Origin of the sequence: Streptomyces sp. MJM8645 (assembly GCF_001625365.1) — a bacterium.
GTDB lineage: Bacteria > Actinomycetota > Actinomycetes > Streptomycetales > Streptomycetaceae > Kitasatospora.
Genome location: NZ_LJJF01000001.1, coordinates 3,494,219 through 3,511,658, shown reverse-complemented (window position 1 = coordinate 3,511,658; position 17,440 = coordinate 3,494,219). Strand labels below are relative to the sequence as shown.

At 73.9% G+C, this 17,440-nt stretch carries 20 protein-coding genes; 12 read left to right on the top strand and 8 right to left on the bottom strand.

What is annotated here, in order from left to right; translation table 11 throughout:
* Window positions 1–57 precede the first annotated feature (57 nt).
* From A6F73_RS14980 to A6F73_RS14970, 3 genes are all read right to left on the bottom strand, one after another.
* Window positions 58–1,200, bottom strand: a complete 1,143-nt coding sequence (locus tag A6F73_RS14980; protein ID WP_079135699.1) for a trypsin-like peptidase domain-containing protein — start codon at window positions 1,198–1,200, stop codon at window positions 58–60.
* 125 nt (window positions 1,201–1,325) lie between these two features.
* Window positions 1,326–2,387 carry a LacI family DNA-binding transcriptional regulator gene (locus A6F73_RS14975; RefSeq protein ID WP_063348271.1) on the bottom strand — a complete coding sequence of 354 codons (1,062 nt, stop codon included), beginning with the start codon at window positions 2,385–2,387 and terminating at the stop codon, window positions 1,326–1,328.
* A gap of 123 nt (window positions 2,388–2,510) precedes the next feature.
* Window positions 2,511–3,242: a response regulator transcription factor gene (locus A6F73_RS14970; RefSeq protein ID WP_063348270.1), complete on the bottom strand. Its 732-nt coding sequence runs from the start codon at window positions 3,240–3,242 to the stop codon at window positions 2,511–2,513.
* Window positions 3,243–3,923: 681 nt separating this feature from the next.
* Between A6F73_RS14970 and A6F73_RS14965 the strand changes: the two genes are divergently transcribed.
* The 6 genes from A6F73_RS14965 (at window position 3,924) to A6F73_RS14940 (ending at window position 8,669) form a co-directional block, all read left to right on the top strand.
* A complete protein-coding gene (locus A6F73_RS14965) occupies window positions 3,924–4,217 on the top strand; it encodes a MoaD/ThiS family protein (RefSeq protein WP_063351215.1) in 294 nt (97 codons plus the stop codon).
* Window positions 4,218–4,222: 5 nt separating this feature from the next.
* Window positions 4,223–5,614 (top strand): hypothetical protein, encoded by a 1,392-nt coding sequence (locus tag A6F73_RS14960; RefSeq protein WP_079135698.1) that lies wholly within the window; start codon window positions 4,223–4,225, stop codon window positions 5,612–5,614.
* A gap of 182 nt (window positions 5,615–5,796) precedes the next feature.
* Window positions 5,797–6,522 carry a DUF2993 domain-containing protein gene (locus A6F73_RS14955; RefSeq protein WP_063348269.1) on the top strand — a complete coding sequence of 242 codons (726 nt, stop codon included), beginning with the start codon at window positions 5,797–5,799 and terminating at the stop codon, window positions 6,520–6,522.
* 599 nt (window positions 6,523–7,121) lie between these two features.
* Window positions 7,122–7,958, top strand: a complete 837-nt coding sequence (locus tag A6F73_RS14950) for a sulfurtransferase (protein WP_063351213.1) — start codon at window positions 7,122–7,124, stop codon at window positions 7,956–7,958.
* Between the two features lie 38 nt (window positions 7,959–7,996).
* Window positions 7,997–8,287, top strand: a complete 291-nt coding sequence (locus tag A6F73_RS14945; RefSeq protein ID WP_030059605.1) for a DUF1416 domain-containing protein — start codon at window positions 7,997–7,999, stop codon at window positions 8,285–8,287.
* Window positions 8,288–8,396: 109 nt separating this feature from the next.
* On the top strand, window positions 8,397–8,669 hold the full coding sequence (locus A6F73_RS14940; protein ID WP_079135696.1) for a DUF3099 domain-containing protein: 273 nt from the start codon (window positions 8,397–8,399) through the stop codon (window positions 8,667–8,669).
* A 3-nt stretch (window positions 8,670–8,672) separates the two neighbouring features.
* Here A6F73_RS14940 and A6F73_RS14935 read toward each other — a convergent pair whose 3' ends face one another.
* Entirely contained in the window at window positions 8,673–9,035 is a 363-nt protein-coding gene (locus tag A6F73_RS14935) for a DsrE family protein (RefSeq protein ID WP_063348267.1), read from the bottom strand.
* A gap of 348 nt (window positions 9,036–9,383) precedes the next feature.
* Between A6F73_RS14935 and A6F73_RS14930 the strand changes: the two genes are divergently transcribed.
* The 3 genes from A6F73_RS14930 to A6F73_RS14920 all read left to right on the top strand — a co-directional run bounded on the left by A6F73_RS14930 (window position 9,384) and on the right by A6F73_RS14920 (window position 11,530).
* Entirely contained in the window at window positions 9,384–9,986 is a 603-nt protein-coding gene (locus A6F73_RS14930) for an FABP family protein (protein WP_063348266.1), read from the top strand.
* Between the two features lie 106 nt (window positions 9,987–10,092).
* Window positions 10,093–10,557: a transcriptional repressor gene (locus A6F73_RS14925; RefSeq protein WP_063348265.1), complete on the top strand. Its 465-nt coding sequence runs from the start codon at window positions 10,093–10,095 to the stop codon at window positions 10,555–10,557.
* A 10-nt stretch (window positions 10,558–10,567) separates the two neighbouring features.
* Window positions 10,568–11,530 (top strand): glycine cleavage T C-terminal barrel domain-containing protein, encoded by a 963-nt coding sequence (locus A6F73_RS14920; protein ID WP_063348264.1) that lies wholly within the window; start codon window positions 10,568–10,570, stop codon window positions 11,528–11,530.
* 19 nt (window positions 11,531–11,549) lie between these two features.
* On the opposite strand, the gene dtd is transcribed toward A6F73_RS14920, so the two are convergent.
* Window positions 11,550–11,990: a D-aminoacyl-tRNA deacylase gene (gene dtd, locus A6F73_RS14915; protein ID WP_063348263.1), complete on the bottom strand. Its 441-nt coding sequence runs from the start codon at window positions 11,988–11,990 to the stop codon at window positions 11,550–11,552.
* Window positions 11,991–12,490: 500 nt separating this feature from the next.
* On the opposite strand from dtd, the gene A6F73_RS14910 reads away from it, so the two are divergent.
* From A6F73_RS14910 to A6F73_RS14900, 3 genes are all read left to right on the top strand, one after another.
* Entirely contained in the window at window positions 12,491–13,111 is a 621-nt protein-coding gene (locus A6F73_RS14910) for an ABC transporter substrate-binding protein (RefSeq protein WP_244293392.1), read from the top strand.
* Window positions 13,112–13,173: 62 nt separating this feature from the next.
* Window positions 13,174–14,136 (top strand): asparaginase, encoded by a 963-nt coding sequence (locus tag A6F73_RS14905; protein ID WP_063348262.1) that lies wholly within the window; start codon window positions 13,174–13,176, stop codon window positions 14,134–14,136.
* A gap of 183 nt (window positions 14,137–14,319) precedes the next feature.
* Window positions 14,320–14,529, top strand: a complete 210-nt coding sequence (locus A6F73_RS14900) for a dodecin (RefSeq protein ID WP_063348261.1) — start codon at window positions 14,320–14,322, stop codon at window positions 14,527–14,529.
* A gap of 60 nt (window positions 14,530–14,589) precedes the next feature.
* Here A6F73_RS14900 and A6F73_RS14895 read toward each other — a convergent pair whose 3' ends face one another.
* From A6F73_RS14895 to A6F73_RS14885, 3 genes are read right to left on the bottom strand one after another with little or no spacing between them, the layout of a single operon-like run.
* On the bottom strand, window positions 14,590–15,405 hold the full coding sequence (locus A6F73_RS14895) for a heme ABC transporter ATP-binding protein (protein ID WP_063348260.1): 816 nt from the start codon (window positions 15,403–15,405) through the stop codon (window positions 14,590–14,592).
* The gene (locus A6F73_RS14890; RefSeq protein WP_063348259.1) at window positions 15,402–16,463 is read right to left on the bottom strand and encodes an iron ABC transporter permease; all 1,062 of its coding nucleotides are present in this window, start codon (window positions 16,461–16,463) and stop codon (window positions 15,402–15,404) included. The genes A6F73_RS14895 and A6F73_RS14890 overlap by 4 nt, the downstream gene beginning before the upstream one ends.
* Window positions 16,460–17,419, bottom strand: a complete 960-nt coding sequence (locus tag A6F73_RS14885; protein ID WP_244293630.1) for an ABC transporter substrate-binding protein — start codon at window positions 17,417–17,419, stop codon at window positions 16,460–16,462. Before A6F73_RS14885 ends, A6F73_RS14890 begins: the two co-directional genes overlap by 4 nt.
* Window positions 17,420–17,440: the final 21 nt, after the last annotated feature.

Genomic DNA, 17,440 nt, shown 5'->3' with positions numbered 1-17,440 from the left:
CTGCCCTTTCTCGTCGGGTGGAGGGCCTGCTGGGGGTACCGGGGGTAATTGTCCGTCTTACAGGTTCTGGCCGGCCTCCAGTTTCGGCAGAACCTGCTTGATGTCGTTGATCGGGATGGCGAAGCCGAGGCCGACGCTGCCGGCGCTGCTGCCGCCGCCGCCGGCGGTGGAGCTGGCGCCGCTGGGGGCGTACATCGCCGAGTTGATGCCGATGACCTGGCCGTTGGCGTTGATGAGCGGGCCGCCGGAGTTGCCGGGGTTGAGGGCGGCGTCGGTCTGGAAGGCCTTGTAGGTGGTGGTGCTGCCGCTGTTCTGCTGCGGGAGGTTGCCGCGCGTGCCGGGCAGGTTGGGCAGGCCGGGCAGGCTGGGGAAGCCGAAGCCGCCGTTGCTGCTGGTGGTGCCCTCGTCGAGCTGGACGGTGACGTCGCGGTTCTCGGCGCTGATGATGCCGGAGGTGACGGTGCCGGTGAGGCCGTCCGGGTTGCCGATGGCGACGACGGGGTCGCCGACGGCCACGCCGGAGGAGTCGCCGAGGGTGGCGGGGATGAGGTTCTTGCCGCCGCTCGCGGTGATCACGGCTACGTCGAGGGACTTGTCGGTGCCGGTGACGGTGGCCGGGGCGGTGGAGCCGTCCTTGAAGGCGACGGTGATCTGGCCGCCGTCGGCGGCGGTGTCGATCACGTGGTAGTTGGTGAGGATCCGTCCGCTGGTGTCGAGGATGACGCCGGTGCCGGTGGCGGTGCCGTTGCCGTTCTTGACGGTGATCTGGACGACGCTCGGCGAGACGGCGGCGGCGATGGCCGGCACGTCGGCGCCGCCGTCGGAGCGGGCGGAGACGGGGCTGGCGACGGTGCTGGTGCGGGCGGCGGAGCCGTGCTGCTCGGCGGCGACGAACCCGCCGGTGACGCCGCCGATGACGGCGGCGACCGCGGCGACGGCGGTGACCAGGGCGAGCCGTCCGCGCAGCAGGCCGCGCCGGGCGCGGTTGCCGTGGCCGCCGTGGCCGCCGGGCTGGCCGGCGGTGGGCGGCTCGGGGGGCATGGGCGGGGGCGGGGTCGGGGAGTCGAAGCCGCCTGCCGAGTAGTCCTCGTGGTACCCGTAGGCGGTCGTGGCGGCGCTGCTGCCGAGGACGGTGCCCTCGACCACGCGGGGCTCGTACGGGCCGTACTGCTCGTCGTGGTGCTGCTGCTGTTCGCTCATGCCGACCAACGTCCGCCTGGTGGATGAGGATGGCATGAGAACCGGCTCAGAAGGGTCCGAGAAGCCCGTTGGGTTCTCATAAAGCCTGGTCAGGCGGTGTGCGGTGGCGGGTGGAGCGGAGTGCGCTACTCCGCTTCCCCGGTCGGGACCGCCGCGGAGCCGCCACAGCCGCAGGAACGGCGGATCACCAGGCGGGACGGGAACTTGCGGACCCGCTCGGTGTCCGATCCGGGCACCATCAGCGAGTCGTCGAGCACCAGGTCCACGGCGGCCCGGGCCATCGCGTCGCGGTCGGAGGCGACGGTGGTCAGCGGCGGGTCGGCGAGTGCGGCCTCGGGGACGTCGTCGAAGCCGGCCACCGCGAGGTCCTCCGGGACCTTCAGGCCGACCTCGCGGGCGGCCCGCAGCACGCCGATCGCCTGGTCGTCGGTGGAGCAGAAGATCGCCCGCGGCCGGTCCGGCGAGCGCAGCACCCCGAGCGCGACCTCGTACGCGCCGTAGCGGTGGAAGGGCGCGTCGATCAGGTGGGGCTCGGTGGGCAGGCCGTGCGCGTCCATGGCGCGCTGCCAGCCCTCGACGTGGTCGATGACCGGGTCGCCGGGGGCGGGGGACTCGACCGGGCCGCCGAAGCAGGCCACGTACGGGTGCCCGTGCACCTCCAGCAGGTGGCGGACGACGGCCTCGGCGCCGCCCACGTCGTCGGTGACCACCGCGACGTCGTCGATCGCCTCGGGGCGGCGGTGCAGCAGCACGACCTTGGCGCCCTCCATCGCGGCGAACTCCTCGGCGGCGCGCTGCGAGGGGCCCTGGCTGACCAGGATCAGGCCGGAGACGCGCATACCGAGGAAGGCCCGGACGTAGTGCACCTCGCGGTCGTCCACGTAGTCGGAGTTGCCGATCAGCACGAGCTTGCCGCGCTCGGAGGCGGCCCGTTCCACGGCGTGCGCCATCTCGGCGAAGAAGGGCTGGCGGGCGTCCGGGACGACCATGCCGATCAGGTTGGTCCGGCGGGAGGCCATCGCCTGGGCGACGCTGTTCGGCCGGTAGCCGAGCTGCTCGATCGCGGCGAGGACCTTCTCCCGGGTCGCGGGCGCGACCGGGCGCGGCCCGTTGTTGATGACGTAGCTGACGACCGCGGTCGAGGTACCAGCCAGCCGGGCTACATCGTCGCGCGTCACTTTGGCCACGGGGGGGAGTCTACGCGTGTGGCGTGCGCGTCGGCAGTGGGACCTGGGGCTTTCTCCGGGTGTCCAGGGGGTACCGGGGAGCGAACCGGACAAGCCGGGCGGGGTGGCCCGCCCGGCCGTCGGTCAGGCCTCCAGCGGCGCCGAGGGGCGCTGGGCGAGCTCCGGGCGCTCGCCCTTCTCCGGCTTCTCCGGGACGACGAAGCGGTAGCCGACGTTGCGCACGGTGCCGATCAGCTGCTCGTGCTCGACGCCGAGCTTGGCGCGCAGCCGGCGGACGTGCACGTCCACCGTGCGGGTACCGCCGAAGTAGTCGTAGCCCCAGACCTCCTGCAGCAGCTGGGCCCGGGTGAAGACCCGGCCGGGGTGCTGGGCGAGGTACTTGATCAGCTCGAACTCCTTGAAGGTGAGGTCGAGCGCCCGGCCCTTGAGCTTGGCGGAGTAGGTGGCCTCGTCGACCGTGAGGTCGCCGTTGCGGATCTCCATCGGGCTGTCGTCGGTGCTGATGTGGAGCCGGCCGAGTGCGAGCCGCAGCCGGGCCTCGACCTCGGCGGGGCCGGCCGTGTCCAGCAGGACGTCGTCGATGCCCCACTCGGCGGTGACGGCGGCGAGGCCGCCCTCGGTCACCACCAGGATCAGCGGGCAGCCGATGCCGGTGGAGCGCAGCAGCTGGCAGAGGCTGCGGATCTGTGGCAGGTCGCGCCGGCCGTCGACCAGGATGACGTCCGCACTGGGGGTGTCCACCAGGGCGGATCCCTCGGCGGGGGCCACCCGGACGTTGTGCAGCAGCAGGCCGAGGGCCGGCAGCACCTCCGCGGAGGGTTGCAGAGCGTTGGTGAGGAGGAGGAGAGAACTCATACCCGGTAGTCCCCTTTCCGGGTCGTCGCGGTCGCGTTACGGCTGCCGCCACAGCCGGATGGCGCACGTGCTGAGGTCGGGGGGAGGTGGACGGACGCCCGAGGAGCGCCGGAGGGCCGGCCGGTGCGCAGGACGCGACGGCGCACGCGCCGAGGGTCCCGCAACCCTTGGCGCGCCGTTTCTGCCCTGTTCATCCCGCGAACCCTCCGGTTTGTTTCCGGTCCCGGGCGGCGGCCCGGGTGCCGGGTGGACACCCCGGCCGGCCGGGGCACGTCGTCGTGCCGCGTGGGGCGGGGCGGTTCCCGCGACGCGCCGGGGGTGGGCCGACGAATCGCAAGAATGTCCGTACTGGCGTCCTGAAAGCACAAAAGGACCCGGGGGCGACTCTGCCCGGATCCCTCTTGGACGTCGAGGATAGCCGACGGCCATCCGCGCCGGGAGGGCTCGAATCCGGCGGTTCGCCCAATCCGGGCGCGCGCCGGGTGAGCCTGGACACAGCTTCGAGCCGTCCTCCGGGCCCCCTCGGCCAGGGCGATTGCCGGTCGTGGCGGCGGACACGCCATCATGGGACGCACATCGGCGGCGCCGTGCGAGTCCATCTTTCGGGTGGTCGGGCGGCCCGGTGGCGAGCCGGACCGGGGCACCGGGTCCGGGCGAGGACGACGAGAAGGGGTGGCCCCGATGGGTGCGACCACGGAGCCCGCGAGCGGCGCCCGGGTGCGCGGGACGATCCGCTACTGGGCGGCCGCGAAGTCCGAGGCCGGGCTGGCCGAGGAGCCGTACGAGGCGGTGACCCTGGCGGAGGCACTGGCACAGGCCAGGCGGCGGCACGCGGACCGGCCGAAGCTCGTCCAGTTGCTCGGGCACTGCTCCTACCTGGTCGACGGCTCCCAGGTCGGCGGCCGGGACCACACGACCGTGGCCCTCACCGAGGGCGGCACGGTCGAGGTGCTGCCGCCGTTCGCGGGAGGCTGAGCGGCGTGACGGACATGAACAACGCGAACCAGGGCGGCTACGGCGAGTGGCCGCAGCAGCCCCCGCCGCCCCAGCCGCCCTACCGGCATCCGCAGCAGCAGCCCCAGCCGCAGTACCCGCAGTACCCGCAGCCCCCGTACCCGCAGGCCCAGGCGCCGCAGCCGGGGCAGCAGCCGCCGTACGGCCACCCGGGGTACGGGCAGCCGCCGATGGACGACGCGGCGACCACGCTGCTGCCGCCCGTCCCCGCGATGGACGACGCCACGGCGACCACGCTGTTGCCGCCCGTGCCGCCGATGGACGACGCGGCCACCACGCTGCTGCCGCCCGTGCCCCCGATGGAGGACGCGGCCGCGACGACGCTGCTGCCGCCGGTGGTCGTGTCCGGCGCGAGGCCGCCCGCCCCGCCGGCCTGGACGCCCGCCCCGCCGCCGCCGCCGCCGCCGGCGGCGGCACGGCACGCCGCGCCGCCGCAGGCCCGGCACGCCGCTCCGGCGCCGGGCCCGCAGCGGACGGCCCCGCCGATGGCGCCCCCGCAGCAGGGAGCGCCCGCCCTCGACTCGCCGACCATGACGCTCAAGCGCCCGGTCGCCCCCGGCGGCCCGGCGGGCGCCCCGGCCGCGCCGCCGTACGCGGCCGTCCCGGCGCAGCCCGCGCCGGTGGCGCCGCCCGCCGGCCCGCGCGGCCGGACCGGTTCGCCGATCATCGATCCGGGCCTGCAGCCCGCGCTGATCACCGCCGGCGTGGCCGCGCTGCTGGCCGGCGGCGCCGCGCTCGGGCAGGTGGCGCTGGCACTGGTGGTGGCGCTGCTCCAGGTGCTGACGGCGGCCGGCTGGTTCCGGCTGAACGGGATGTGGCCGGCCCGCCAGGGCATCGCGCTCGCCGCGCTGGCCGGGCTGACCGCGGACGCGGCGGTGCTGCTGGCGGACTCCGAGGGCAGCGTGGCGGCGGTGGTCGGCACGCTGGGCGGGTTCTTCCTGCTGGTCCTGGTGCTGCAGACGTTCCGCCCCTCGGACCCGAAGGAGCGGTTCTACGCGCTGACGGTGCTCGGCTCGGCCACGGTGGTGACGGCGCTGTGCACCTCGCTGCTGGTGGCCGACTGGGTGCCGGCCGGGGTGGGCGCGGTCGCGCTGGCCACCGTGCTGGCCGCGGCGCCGCTGCCCGGTCCGAAGCTGCTGGGCCCGGTGCTGGGCCTGGCGGCGGCGGTGCTGCTGGGTCTGCTGGTGGGCGCGCCGCCGGCGCTGGGGGTGCTGGCGGGGCTGGGTGCGCTGGTCGGCCGACGCGTCGCGGCGTACGACTTCCCGTCCCGGTTCGTGCACATGACGGCGGGTGTGGCGTTGCCGCTGGCGGTGGCCTCGCCGCTGATCTGGATCGCCACGGACCTGCTGGCCGGCTGACACCCGGCAGACGACCGGCGAGTCCCGCTCCGGAACCATGCTCCGGGGCGGGACGTCGTACGGTCGGGCGGGAACGGCCTCGGCCGGGGGCCGCCATGGAACGCCGGGCAGGGAACGCCGGGCGAGGAACACCGAACGAGGACAGCGAACGACAAGGGCGACCGGCGACGACAGGGAGTGCGATGCGCGGATGGCTGAAGGCGACGATCGGCCTGGTGGTGCTCGCCGGCCTGCTGGTCGGCGCCGACCGGATCGCGGTCGGGGTGGCCGAGGACCAGGCCGCCGACCGGATGGTGAGCAGCGGCCGGATGAGCCAGCGGCCGGACATCTCGATCGAGGGCTTCCCGTTCCTCACCCAGGCGCTGTCGATGAAGCTGGACGACGTCCGGATCTCCTCCGACGGCCTGACCGTCGGCGACGGCGGCCGCCAGGTGGCGCTGCGCTCCTTCAAGGCCCGGCTGTCCGGCGTCACGGTGAGCGACAGCCTGAAGAGCGCCACGGTGGACAGCGGCACCGGCAGCGGCCTGATCTCGTACGCGGACCTCGCGCAGCTGCTGCCGCCGGCCTCCCAGCTGATGTCGGGGGCGGGCAAGCTGCCGGTGGGCGGCAACACCCGGCTGGCCCTGTCGTACGGCGGGCCGGGCAAGATCAAGGCCGCGCTGGGGCCGATCGCGGTCGGCGAGGGTTCGCTGCACAACAGCGGGAGCACCGTCACGGTGGACGGCTTCCAGCTCAGCGCGCTGGCCGGGATGTTCGCCGGGGTCACCGACCAGCGGCTGGCGCCGATGAGCTTCACCCTCGACTCGCTCCCGGCCGGGCTGAAGCTGGCCGACAAGGACGGGGCGACGCCGCTGCCGGAGGGCGTGCAGCTGACCTTCGAGGGCAAGGGCGTCAAGCTGCTGGACTGACCGGCCGGTCACTTCCACTCCCGTGCCGCTCCTTCCCTCGGTTCCTTCCGTCCGTTCCTTCCGTTCCTTCCGTCTCTTGTGTTCCGCTCCGCGAGACGCGTCGTCCGGCGCGTCTCGCGGAGCGGTGTCGTTTCCGCCCGTTGTGGGCCGTCCGGGGCCGCCGGTCTCGGACGGGACGGCTGCCCGGCAGGCCATGAAAGGGTCAAATCTCAGCATTCGGGCTATCTGGTCTCGGTATTCGGTACGCTGATGACAGCGGGCCTTCGGTGTCCCTAGCATCGTCGACATGAAGCGACAGACGGATCTCACGAAGCGGCGGGCGGTCGACCTGTGCCGCGTGGCCGCCTGTCTGTGTCGAATGCGCTAACTCGGCGTTTTGGCTGGGCAGTTGAAGCCCGCCGCCGATTTTCCCGGTGACCTTGCCCGGCCACCCCGGCCGGCCGTCGCCGCCGCACCCCGCAGCTCCCCGCCCGGTCGGCCCGGACCACCACCCTCGTCCCAGTATTCGGACAGGAATTCGGACCGCAGTCGCCCGGGCACCCAGCAGCACCTCCCGAGCAGAACCTTCCGCACACCGCCCTCGGATGGAGAACACCACCATGAGCCGCAGCGACGTCCTGGTCGACGCCGACTGGGTCCAGGCCCACCTGGACGACCCGAAGGTCGTCATCGTCGAGGTCGACGAGGACACCTCCGCGTACGACAAGAACCACATCCGCAACGCCGTCCGGATCGACTGGAAGCAGGACCTCCAGGACCCGGTCCGCCGCGACTTCATCGACCAGGCCGGCTTCGACGCGCTGCTCAGCGCCAAGGGCATCGCCAACGACGACACCGTCGTGCTCTACGGCGGCAACAACAACTGGTTCGCCTCGTACGCCTACTGGTACTTCAAGCTGTACGGCCACGGTGACGTCCGCCTGCTGGACGGCGGCCGCAAGAAGTGGGAGCTGGACTCCCGCGACCTGGTCGCCGAGGTGCCGGCCCGCGAGGCCACCGAGTACCGGGCGCAGGCCGCCGACTCCTCGATCCGCGCCTTCCGCGACGACGTGCTCGCGGCCATCGGCCAGCTCAACCTGGTCGACGTCCGTTCGCCCGACGAGTTCTCCGGCAAGCTGCTCGCCCCGGCGCACCTCCCGCAGGAGCAGTCGCAGCGCCCCGGCCACGTGCCGAGCGCCCGCAACATCCCGTGGGCCAAGAACGCCAACGACGACGGCACCTTCAAGAGCGACGACGAGCTCAAGGCGCTGTACGAGGCCGAGGGCATCGACCTGGCGAAGGACACCATCGCCTACTGCCGCATCGGCGAGCGCTCCGCGCTCACCTGGTTCGTCCTGCACGAGCTGCTCGGCCAGGAGAACGTCAAGAACTACGACGGTTCGTGGACCGAGTACGGCAGCCTCGTCGGCGTGCCGATCGAGCTCGGCAGCAACTGAGCCCGCGGCTCGATCGTCGTCAGAAGGGAAGACAAGACATGTGCGGTGCGAAGGCCGGCGGCCCGGACCTGGCAGGAGTTGACGTGGCGAACGAAACGATCATCCAGGGTTCGGTGACCCGCGACGGTGAGCCGGTCAACGGCTACGTCCGGCTGCTCGACGAGGGGGGCGAGTTCACGGCCGAGGTGCCCACCTCGGCGACCGGCCAGTTCCGGTTCTTCGCCCGCCCGGGCAAGTGGACCCTGCGCGCGCTGGTGCCGGGCCAGACCGTGGACCGTCAGGTGGTGGCCTCCCAGGGCACCGCCGTCGAGGTCGCGATCGCGGTCTGATCGGCGCCCGATCGACCCGATCCACCTGATCCGCCCGATCCACCAGATCCGCGGACGAAGTACACCGAGGGCCCTGCCGCGGCAGGGCCCTCGGTCGTACCGTGGAGGCGTGCAGACAAGGCGGCGGCGGCACTACTATTTCGCCCTGATGGGCGTCTGCCTGGGCCTGTTCGTGCTGGCCTGGGGCGTGGTGAGGTTCTTCTCCGTGCCCGCCGCGATCGGCATGTGCGTGGTCGCGATGGTGATCCCGCCGGCCGCCGCCGTGTTCGCCAACAAGCGGGACCCGGACGACGACTGGTGGAACGACCCGCGCTGGGACGACCCGAAGTGGGACGATCCCGGCCACGACCGGGACCGCCCCGACCACGAGGAGCACCCGTAGGCGTCAGTAGACGAGTGCCTGGACGTTGTCCGCCATGATCTCGCTGACGAAGACCTGCGCGCCCGCGATCCGGACGCCCTCGACGGTGTCCTGCTGCACGATCCCCCGGCGGGCCGCACACTGGGTGCACAGCGTCACCGAGCCGCTCGCGAGGATCGCCTCCAGCAGGTCCGGAAGCGGTGCCGCGTGCGGCAGTTCGAACTCCGCCGCCCGCCCCGGCAGGGCGAACCAGGAGGACTCCCCGGTCAGCCAGAGCGAGACCTCGATCCCGCTGGCGACGGCCACCGCCGCGACGGTGAACGCCTGCGAACACCGCTCCGGCGCATCGGCCCCGGCGGTGACCTTGATGACGAGTTTCTTCGACATGGCGCCACCTTAGAGGGCTCGCGGCCCCCGCTCGCCGTCATCCCAGGATCCCTTGGGGAAACCTTGGACGGCGGGGGAGAATCGGCGCGAACGATGACGTGGTGGGGCTCACCGCGACCGGCCGATGACCGGCGGATAGAGTGAGCGGCAGCAAAATCCACCACACTGTCGCCGCCTGGGAGCCACCCGTGTCCGGTCTGGAAATCTTCTTCGACGGTCTGCTGGCCCTCATGGCCGTGCTGATCACCTGGTTCGCCATCTTCTCGGTGATGAAGCTCTACCAGGGCCAGCGCTGATCCTGCCGTACGGTTGAGGCAGCCCACACCGACGACGACAGCGACCAGGAACATGATCGAGATCCCCTCTGACCTCCACAAGGACGTCGTCCCGCTCGCCTTCCTCCTCGGCACCTGGGAGGGCGCGGGCGTCTACGCCCCGTTGCCAGATGAAGAGGGCCCCGGCGCCGAGAAGTGCAACTTCGGCCAGGAGATCGTGATCCGGCACGACGGCCGGCCCTTCCTGGAGTTCCGCTCCCGTACCTGGGTGCTGGACAACGAGGGCGAGAAGGTCCGTCCGCTGGAGAACGAGCACGCGTTCTGGCGCATCACCAGCAACCACGACGGCACCAGCGGCGTCCGCGGGATCGAGATCTCCTCCGTCCGCGACGACGGCACCGTGGAGATCTGGTACGGCGAGCTGGCCGACGGCAAGCCGCAGATCGACGTCTCCACGGACGCGGTCGCCCGGATCGAGGGCTCGCCGGAGTACTCGGGCGGCAAGCGGCTGTACGGCTTCGTCAACGAGGAGCTGCTCTGGGTCGGCGAGAAGGCCGCCCCGAACGTGCCGCTGCGCCCGTACATGTCGGCCCAGCTGAAGAAGGTGCTCAGCCCGGCCCAGCTGATCAAGGACATCAACGACCTGCCGGACGACGGCATCGCGTTCTTCAAGTGAGCCCGGCGCTCCGCTGAGCGGTACGGCTTTCGCGTGAGGTAGGGACCGGCCGCCGGCCGGTCCCTACACTTGCCTCAGGACCCCCGACCTTGGCAGGGACAGCACCGTGGCGGACACCGGCACCACCGACTGGCAGCTCTCCGGCGACTGGAAGGCCGACCTGCGCGAACGCGGCTACCGGCTGACCCCGCAGCGGCAGCTCGTACTCGAAGCCGTCGACCGCCTCGACCACGCCACCCCCGACGAGATCCTCTGCCACGTCCGGCAGACCGCCAGCGGCGTCAACATCTCCACCGTCTACCGGACCCTGGAGCTGCTGGAGGAACTCGGCCTGGTCTCGCACGCCCACCTCGGCCACGGCGCCCCGACCTACCACCTGGCCAGCCGCCACCACCACCTGCACCTGGTCTGCCGGGACTGCGACAAGGTCTCCGAGACCGGCACCGAGATCGCCGAGCCGCTGATCAGCAGCCTGCGCGAACAGCACGGATTCGACACCGACCTCAAGCACTTCGCCATCTTCGGCCGCTGCGCCGACTGCACCGCCAAGCTCGCGGACGGCCGGTCGTAAGCTGGCCGGTATGAAGAGCCCGCTGCTGAGCCTGCCCGGAGCCGTCCCCGCCGAAGGCGCCGACGAGGGCGTCGCCGCCCACTACGGCGACATCTTCCGCGAGCAACGCAACCTCGCGCAGGGCACCGGCTTCGTCGACCTCTCGCACCGCGGCGTGCTCACCGTCACCGGCCAGGACCGCCTGGCCTGGCTGCACCTGCTGCTCACCCAGCACGTCAGCGCGCTGGCGCCGCAGGAGGCCACCGAGGCGCTGGTGCTCTCCCCGAACGGGCACGTCGAGCACGCGCTCTACCTGGTCGACGACGGCACCACCACCTGGGCGCACGTCGAGCCGGGCACCCAGGAGGCGCTGCTGGGCTACCTGGAGAGCATGAAGTTCTTCTACCGGGTGGAGGTCGCTGACGCGACCGCTGAGTACGCCGTGGTGCACCTGCCGGCGGGCTCCACCGCCTCCGTCGAGGGCGTCGCGGCGGTGCGCGAACTCCCGTACGGGCGCGACCTGTTCGTGCCGCGCGCCGAGCTGGCGAAGCTGACCGCCGGGTACGGCCCGGCGGCGGGGGTCTGGGCGTACGAGGCGCTGCGGATCGAGGGCCACCGGCCGCGGCTGGGCTTCGAGACCGACCACCGGACCATCCCGCACGAGGTGGACTGGCTGCGCACCGCCGTCCACCTGCAGAAGGGCTGCTACCGCGGACAGGAGACCGTCGCCCGGGTGCACAACCTGGGCCGGCCGCCGCGCCGCCTGGTCTTCCTGCACCTGGACGGCACCGAGGAGACGCTGCCCCCGCACGGGACGCAGGTGCGGCTGGCCGCCGAGCCGGACGGGCGCCCGCTCGGCTTCGTCACCTCCTCGGCCCGCCACCACGAGCTGGGGCCGATCGCGCTGGCGATCGTCAAGCGGAACGTCCCGGTGGACGCGGTGCTGCTGGCCGGGACGGTGCCGGGCACCCAGGACGTGATCGTCCCGCAGTAGCCCGTGTGCCCGGCTGCGGTCAGACCTCCACGAGGACGGTGAACGGGCCGTCGTTCACCAGCGCCACCTGCATGTCGGCGCCGAACCGGCCCGTCTCCACCTTGGCGCCGAGCGCGCGCAGTTGGGCGACCACCTCGTCCACCAGGGGCTCGGCGACCGGGCCGGGGGCGGCGGCGTTCCAGGTCGGGCGGCGGCCCTTGCGGGCGTCGCCGTAGAGGGTGAACTGGCTGATCACCAGCAGCGGGGCCCCGAGGTCGGAGCAGGACTGCTCGACGCCCTCGTCGTCGGCGGGCAGCAGCCGCAGCGTCCACAGCTTGCGGGCCAGTTGGGCCGCCTTGGCCGGGGTGTCCTCGTGGGTGACGCCGACCAGGACGCAGAGCCCGGGCCCCTCGATCGCGCCGACGGTCTCTCCGGCCACGGTCACCCTGGCCTCGGTCACTCGCTGCACCACTGCTCGCATGCCGCCATTGTGCCGGAGGCCCGGGGCGTGCCCGCCGGGCACCCGGTGCCGTGCCCGGCGGCACCCCGGGGCGTGCGGGAGGGGCGCGTGTGCAGGTGGTGCACGCTGGGTGGTGCACGCCTGCGCGGGGTCGGGCGCCGCTCTTCCTGCGGAAAGGTCCGGTCATATCAGCCACCCCCGTTCGCCAGGGGGCCGTTCGGGTGCACGGGCGGTGCGCCCGCGCCGGGCGGGGTGGCACGCTGGTGGACCGTACGGAGGGCCCGGCGCGCCATATGGTCCGCCGCACCGGGCCGGGCTCGGCCGGGAGGTCGAGCCGGTAGGTCAGGCGTTCTGGCGGCATCGCCCCGGTGGGTGGTTGCGGCCGGGAACCGGAACCTTCGGGGGTGGCCGGGCGTGCCAACGGACGGGACGCGTGAGCCCGTCGGGGGACGGGCCGGACCGGCGGCAGGGACGCAGTGCCGCGAGCGGGCGGGATCGGACGACGGCAGGTGGGTTGGTTGATGGACGCGAGCAGCGCGGCGTGGGACCGGTCCGGGCACGTGGCGGAGGCCGCCGGGGGCGCCGGGGCCCTGGGCACGGCGATAGAGCCCGACCTGGAGCGGCTGGGCCTGGACCAGCTGCGGATCCTGCGCCGGGAGACCCTGGAGCAGGAGGCCGACCTCTCCTACCTGCGGCGGCTGCTGCACGGGCGGATGGACATCCTGCGCGCCGAACTCGACCGCCGGCCCGGCGGTCCGCCGCGGCCGGCCGGACCGCCCGGGGCGGGCGGCGCCGACGGGCCCCCCGGCGACCTGCTGGACCGCCTCCCGGCCATCCTGACCGACGCGCCCTCCACCGTGCGGCGCTCGGCCCGGCACGTCACGCTCGGGCCGCCACGCGGCCACGAGTCCCAGCTGGAGGCGGCCGAGCTGATGGGGGACGTCCAGCTCGCCGACCTGGCCGCGCACCCGGCGGAGGAGCTGCTGGCCGCGCTGGAGCGGCTGCGCGCGCACGAGCGCGAGGTGTCCGGGCGGCGGCAGCGGCTGCTGCGGACGGCCGACGGTTGCAGCGCGGAGATCACCCGCAGGTACCGTGATGGGGAAGCACGGGTCGAGGACCTGCTCGCAGGGGGGCCGCTCTGACCGGGTGAGGTACCACGGGCGGGCGGGGCCCGGTCCACCCTCACCCCCGGAAGGCTCCCGCCATGTCCCAGTCCGCCACCCCGCCCGTCGTCCTCGCCGAGGTCATACGCTCGGGCTTCACCGAGGGCCGCCACCACGGCTCCCTGGTGCTGCTCGCCGCCGACGGCTCGGTGGAGTTCGCGCTCGGCGACCCCGACGCTCCGGTCTTCCCCCGGTCGACCGCCAAGCCGTTCCAGGCGGTGGCCACGCTGCGGGCCGGGCTGGCGATCGAGGGCGAGCTGCTGGCGCTGGCCGCCTCCAGCCACTCCGCAGAATCGTTTCACCTCGACGCTGTCCGGGCCATCCTGAGCTCCGCCGGGCTCGACGAGTCCGCCCTGCGCACCCCGGCCGACCTCCCGCTGGACGAGACCGAGGCGGAACTGCTGCTCGGCTCCGGCGGCCGCCGCGCCCCCGTCCTGATGGACTGCTCCGGCAAGCACGCCGGCTGGCTCGCCGCCTGCGTCGCCAACGGCTGGGACACCGCGAGCTACCTCGACCCCGGGCACCCGATCCAGCTGCTGGCCCGCGAGGCCCTGGAGGAGGGCACCGGCGAGACCGCCACGCACGCCGGGGTGGACGGCTGCGGCGCGCCGCTGCTGGCCGTCACGCTGACCGGCCTGGCACGCGGCTACCGCGGCCTGGTGCTGGCCGCCGAGGGCACGGCGCCCCGTCGGGTGGCCGACGCGATGCGCGCCCACCCCGAGTACGTGGCCGGCACCCGCCGGGCCGACACCTGGCTGATGCGGGCCGTCCCCGGCGCGCTGTCCAAGATGGGCGCCGAGGCCGTCCAGGTGGTGGCGCTGCCGGACGGGCGGGCGCTCGCCTTCAAGATCGACGACGGCGGCGAGCGGGCCCGCGGCCCGGTGCTGGCGGCCGCACTGCGCCGGCTCGGGGTGACCGGCGCGGACGAGACCGTCGAGCGGATCGGGGCGGCCCCGCTGCTGGGCGGCGGCGTCCCGGTCGGGCAGGTGCGGGCGGCCTTCTAGCGGCCTCCCACGGCCTCCCGGGGGCCTGCAAGGGGCCTCCCCGGGGCCTGTCGCGGCCTGCAAGGGGCCTGGCAGCGGCCTTCCAGGGGATGCGGGGCGGCCGGAGGCGGCCGTCGGCGTGCGGGCGGAGCGGCGGCGGTGCACGGTGGACCGGGGGCCGTCGCACAGCTGAGGGAGTCCGCCATGACTGACCACGTGTACCGGGTGACCGAGATCGTCGGATCCTCGACCGAGAGCGTCGACGCCGCGATCCGCAACGGGGTGGAGCGGGCCTCCCGGACGCTGCGCAACCTCGACTGGTTCGAGGTGACGCAGGTCCGGGGCCACCTGGAGGACGGCGGGGTGAAGCACTACCAGGTCGGACTGAAGCTCGGCTTCCGGCTGGAGGACTGAGCCCGCTTCCGCGGCCCGGCCGCCGCCCCGCCGCCCCGCTGCCGCCGGCCCCGCGCCCGGTCAGCGTTCGGGCAGCACCAGCGGCACCCCGGTGCGCGGGTGCGCCAGCACCTCGACCGGGTGGCCGTACACCTCGCTGAGCAGCGGGGCGCGCAGCACCTCGGTGACCGGCCCGTCCGCGACCGTCGACCCGGCGTTCAGCAGCACCACCCGGTCCGCGTAGGCCGCCGCCAGGGACAGGTCGTGCAGCACCACGACCACGCCGTCCCCGGCGGCGGCGCGCTCCCGGGCGACCCGCAGCACCAGCTCCTGGTGGCGCAGGTCGAGGGCGGCGGTCGGCTCGTCCAGCAGCAGCAGCGGGGCGCGCTGGGCCAGCACCCGGGCCAGCGCCACCCGGGCCCGCTCGCCGCCGGACAGGGCGGTGAACGGGCGCCCGGCGAAGGCGGCGGACTCGGTGGCGGCCATCGCCTCGGCGACCACGGCCTCGTCCTCGGCGGCGGCGGCCGTGCCGGTCCAGGGGGCGCGGCCCATCCGGACCACCTCGTCGGCGGGGAACGGGAAGGACAGTGCGGCGGACTGCGGCAGCAGCGCGCGGTGCAGGGCGAGCTCGGCGGCGCCGTAGCCGGCCAGCGGGCGGCCGCGCAGTCGGACCTCGCCGCCGTCCGGCCGGACGTCGCCGGCCAGGACGGACAGCAGGGTGGACTTGCCGGCGCCGTTCGGCCCGAGCAGCGCGACCACCTCTCCGGCGGCGACCCGCACCGACGCGCCGTCCAGTAGGGCGCGCCCGCCGATGGTCAGCCGGACGGTCTCGGCGGTCAGCAACTCGCTTCCGGGCAAGGGCCGTTCGGGCACCTCCCGGGGGGTTCGCAATCTCATGCCCAGCCTCCCTGCCTGGTCCTGGTGCGGCGCAGCAGCCAGAAGAAGAACGGACTGCCGATCAGTGCGGTGAGCACCCCGAGCGGCAGCTCGGCCGGCTCGGCGACGGTGCGGGCGGCGAGGTCGGCGGCCACCAGGACCAGCGCGCCGCCGAGCGCCGAGGCGGGCAGCAGGAAGCGGTGGCCGGGCCCGGCCAGCATCCGCAGCAGGTGCGGGACGACCAGCCCGACGAAGCCGATGATGCCGCTGACCGCGACGGCCGCGGCGGTGAGCAGCGCGACGACGGTGATCAGCACCAGCCGCATCCGCTCGACGTCCACCCCGAGGTGGCGGGCCGGGCGTTCGCCGAGGGCCAGCAGGTCCAGCTTGCGGGCGTACAGCGGGGCGACGGCCAGGCCGACGGCGGCGAACGGCAGGACGGCGAGCACCTTGCCCCAGGTGGCCTGGGCGAGCGAGCCGAGCTGCCAGAAGGTGACCTGACTGATCGCGGCGGAGTCGGCGGTGAACAGGAAGATCCCGATCAGCGCGCCGCAGAAGGCGTTCACGGCGACCCCGGTGAGGATCAGCGTGACCACCTCGGTGCGTCCGCCGGAGCGGGCCATCAGGTATACGGCGAAGACGGTCAGCAGGCCGCTGGCGAAGGCGAAGGCGGTGATCGTCCAGCTGCCGAGGGCGTCCAGGCCGAGCACGATGCAGGCCACCGCGCCGACCGCGCCGCCCGAGGAGACGCCGATCACGGCGGGCTCGGCCAGCGGGTTGCCGAACACGCCCTGCATCAGCGCCCCGGCGCAGCCGAGCGAGCCGCCGACCAGCAGGGCGAGCACCACCCGGGGGAGCCGGACGTTCCACAGCACCGACTCGGGCACCCGGTCCAGGGCGTGCCCGCCGAGGCCGAGTCGGTGGGTGGCGGAGGCCAGGATGTCGCCGAGCGGGATGCGGTAGGCGCCGATGCCGGCGGCGAGCAGGGCGCAGAGCACCAGGGCGGCGGCGAGCCCGGCGGTGATCAGGGTGGTCCTGCTGACGGCGGGCGCGGTCTTCGCCCGTACGGCGGTGGTCACTTGGCGTCCGCCGGGTAGAGCTGGGCGGCGATCTCGCGGAGCACCTGGGGGGTGCGCGGGCCGTAGCTGAGCAGTTGGCCGTCCTCGATCGAGACGATCCGGCGGTCGAGGCCGGCCGGGGTCTGGGCGACGCCGGGCAGCTTGAGCAGGCCGTCGACGCCGCCGACCGAGTCCAGGCCCTTGCTCATCACGAGGATGGCGTCGGGCGCGGCCTTGACCAGGGCCTCGCTGGTGAGCGGGGTGAAGTCGCCGGTGAGGCCGGCGGCGGTGCCGGCGTCCTGGCCGCCGACCGCCTCGATCAGCGAGCCGGCGCCGGAGGCGGGCCCGCCGAGCAGGTAGACGGAGGCGCTGCCGCGCAGGTAGAGGAAGGCGACCTTGGGGTGGCGGGCGGCGGCCGGGGCGGCGGCCCTGGCCTCGTCGATCCGCTGTTCGGTGCGCTCCTTCAACTGCCGTCCGGCGTCCGGGACTCCGAGGGCGGCGGCGACGGTGTCGATGCGCGGGCCGACGTCGGCGAGCCGCTTGGCGTCGTCCAGGACGAGCAGCGGGACGCCGGCCGCGCGGATCTGCGCGATGGCCTCGGCCGGGCCGGTGGAGCGGTCGGCGAGGACGACGGTGGGGTGCAGCGACAGCACGCCCTCGGCGGACACGTCGTGGGCCTGGGTGATCACCGGCAGGGCGGTGGCCTGCTGGAAGGTGGTGGAGACGTCCCGGGCGACCACCTTGGGGCCGAGGCCGAGGCTGAACACCAGCTCGGAGAGGCTGCCGTTGAGCGGGATGATCCGCTCGGCGCTGGTGACGGTGACCTGGCGGCCGTCGACGGAGGCGGTGGTGGCCGGGAGCTGCGGGACGGGTTCGACGGGCAGCGGTTCGACCGCGTCGGGGGCCCGGGAGGAGCTCGCCGCGGCCGCTCCGGTGGTGGTGCCGGACGGGCCGCAGGCGGTGAGGGCGAGCAGCAGGCCGAGGGCGAGCAGCAGGAG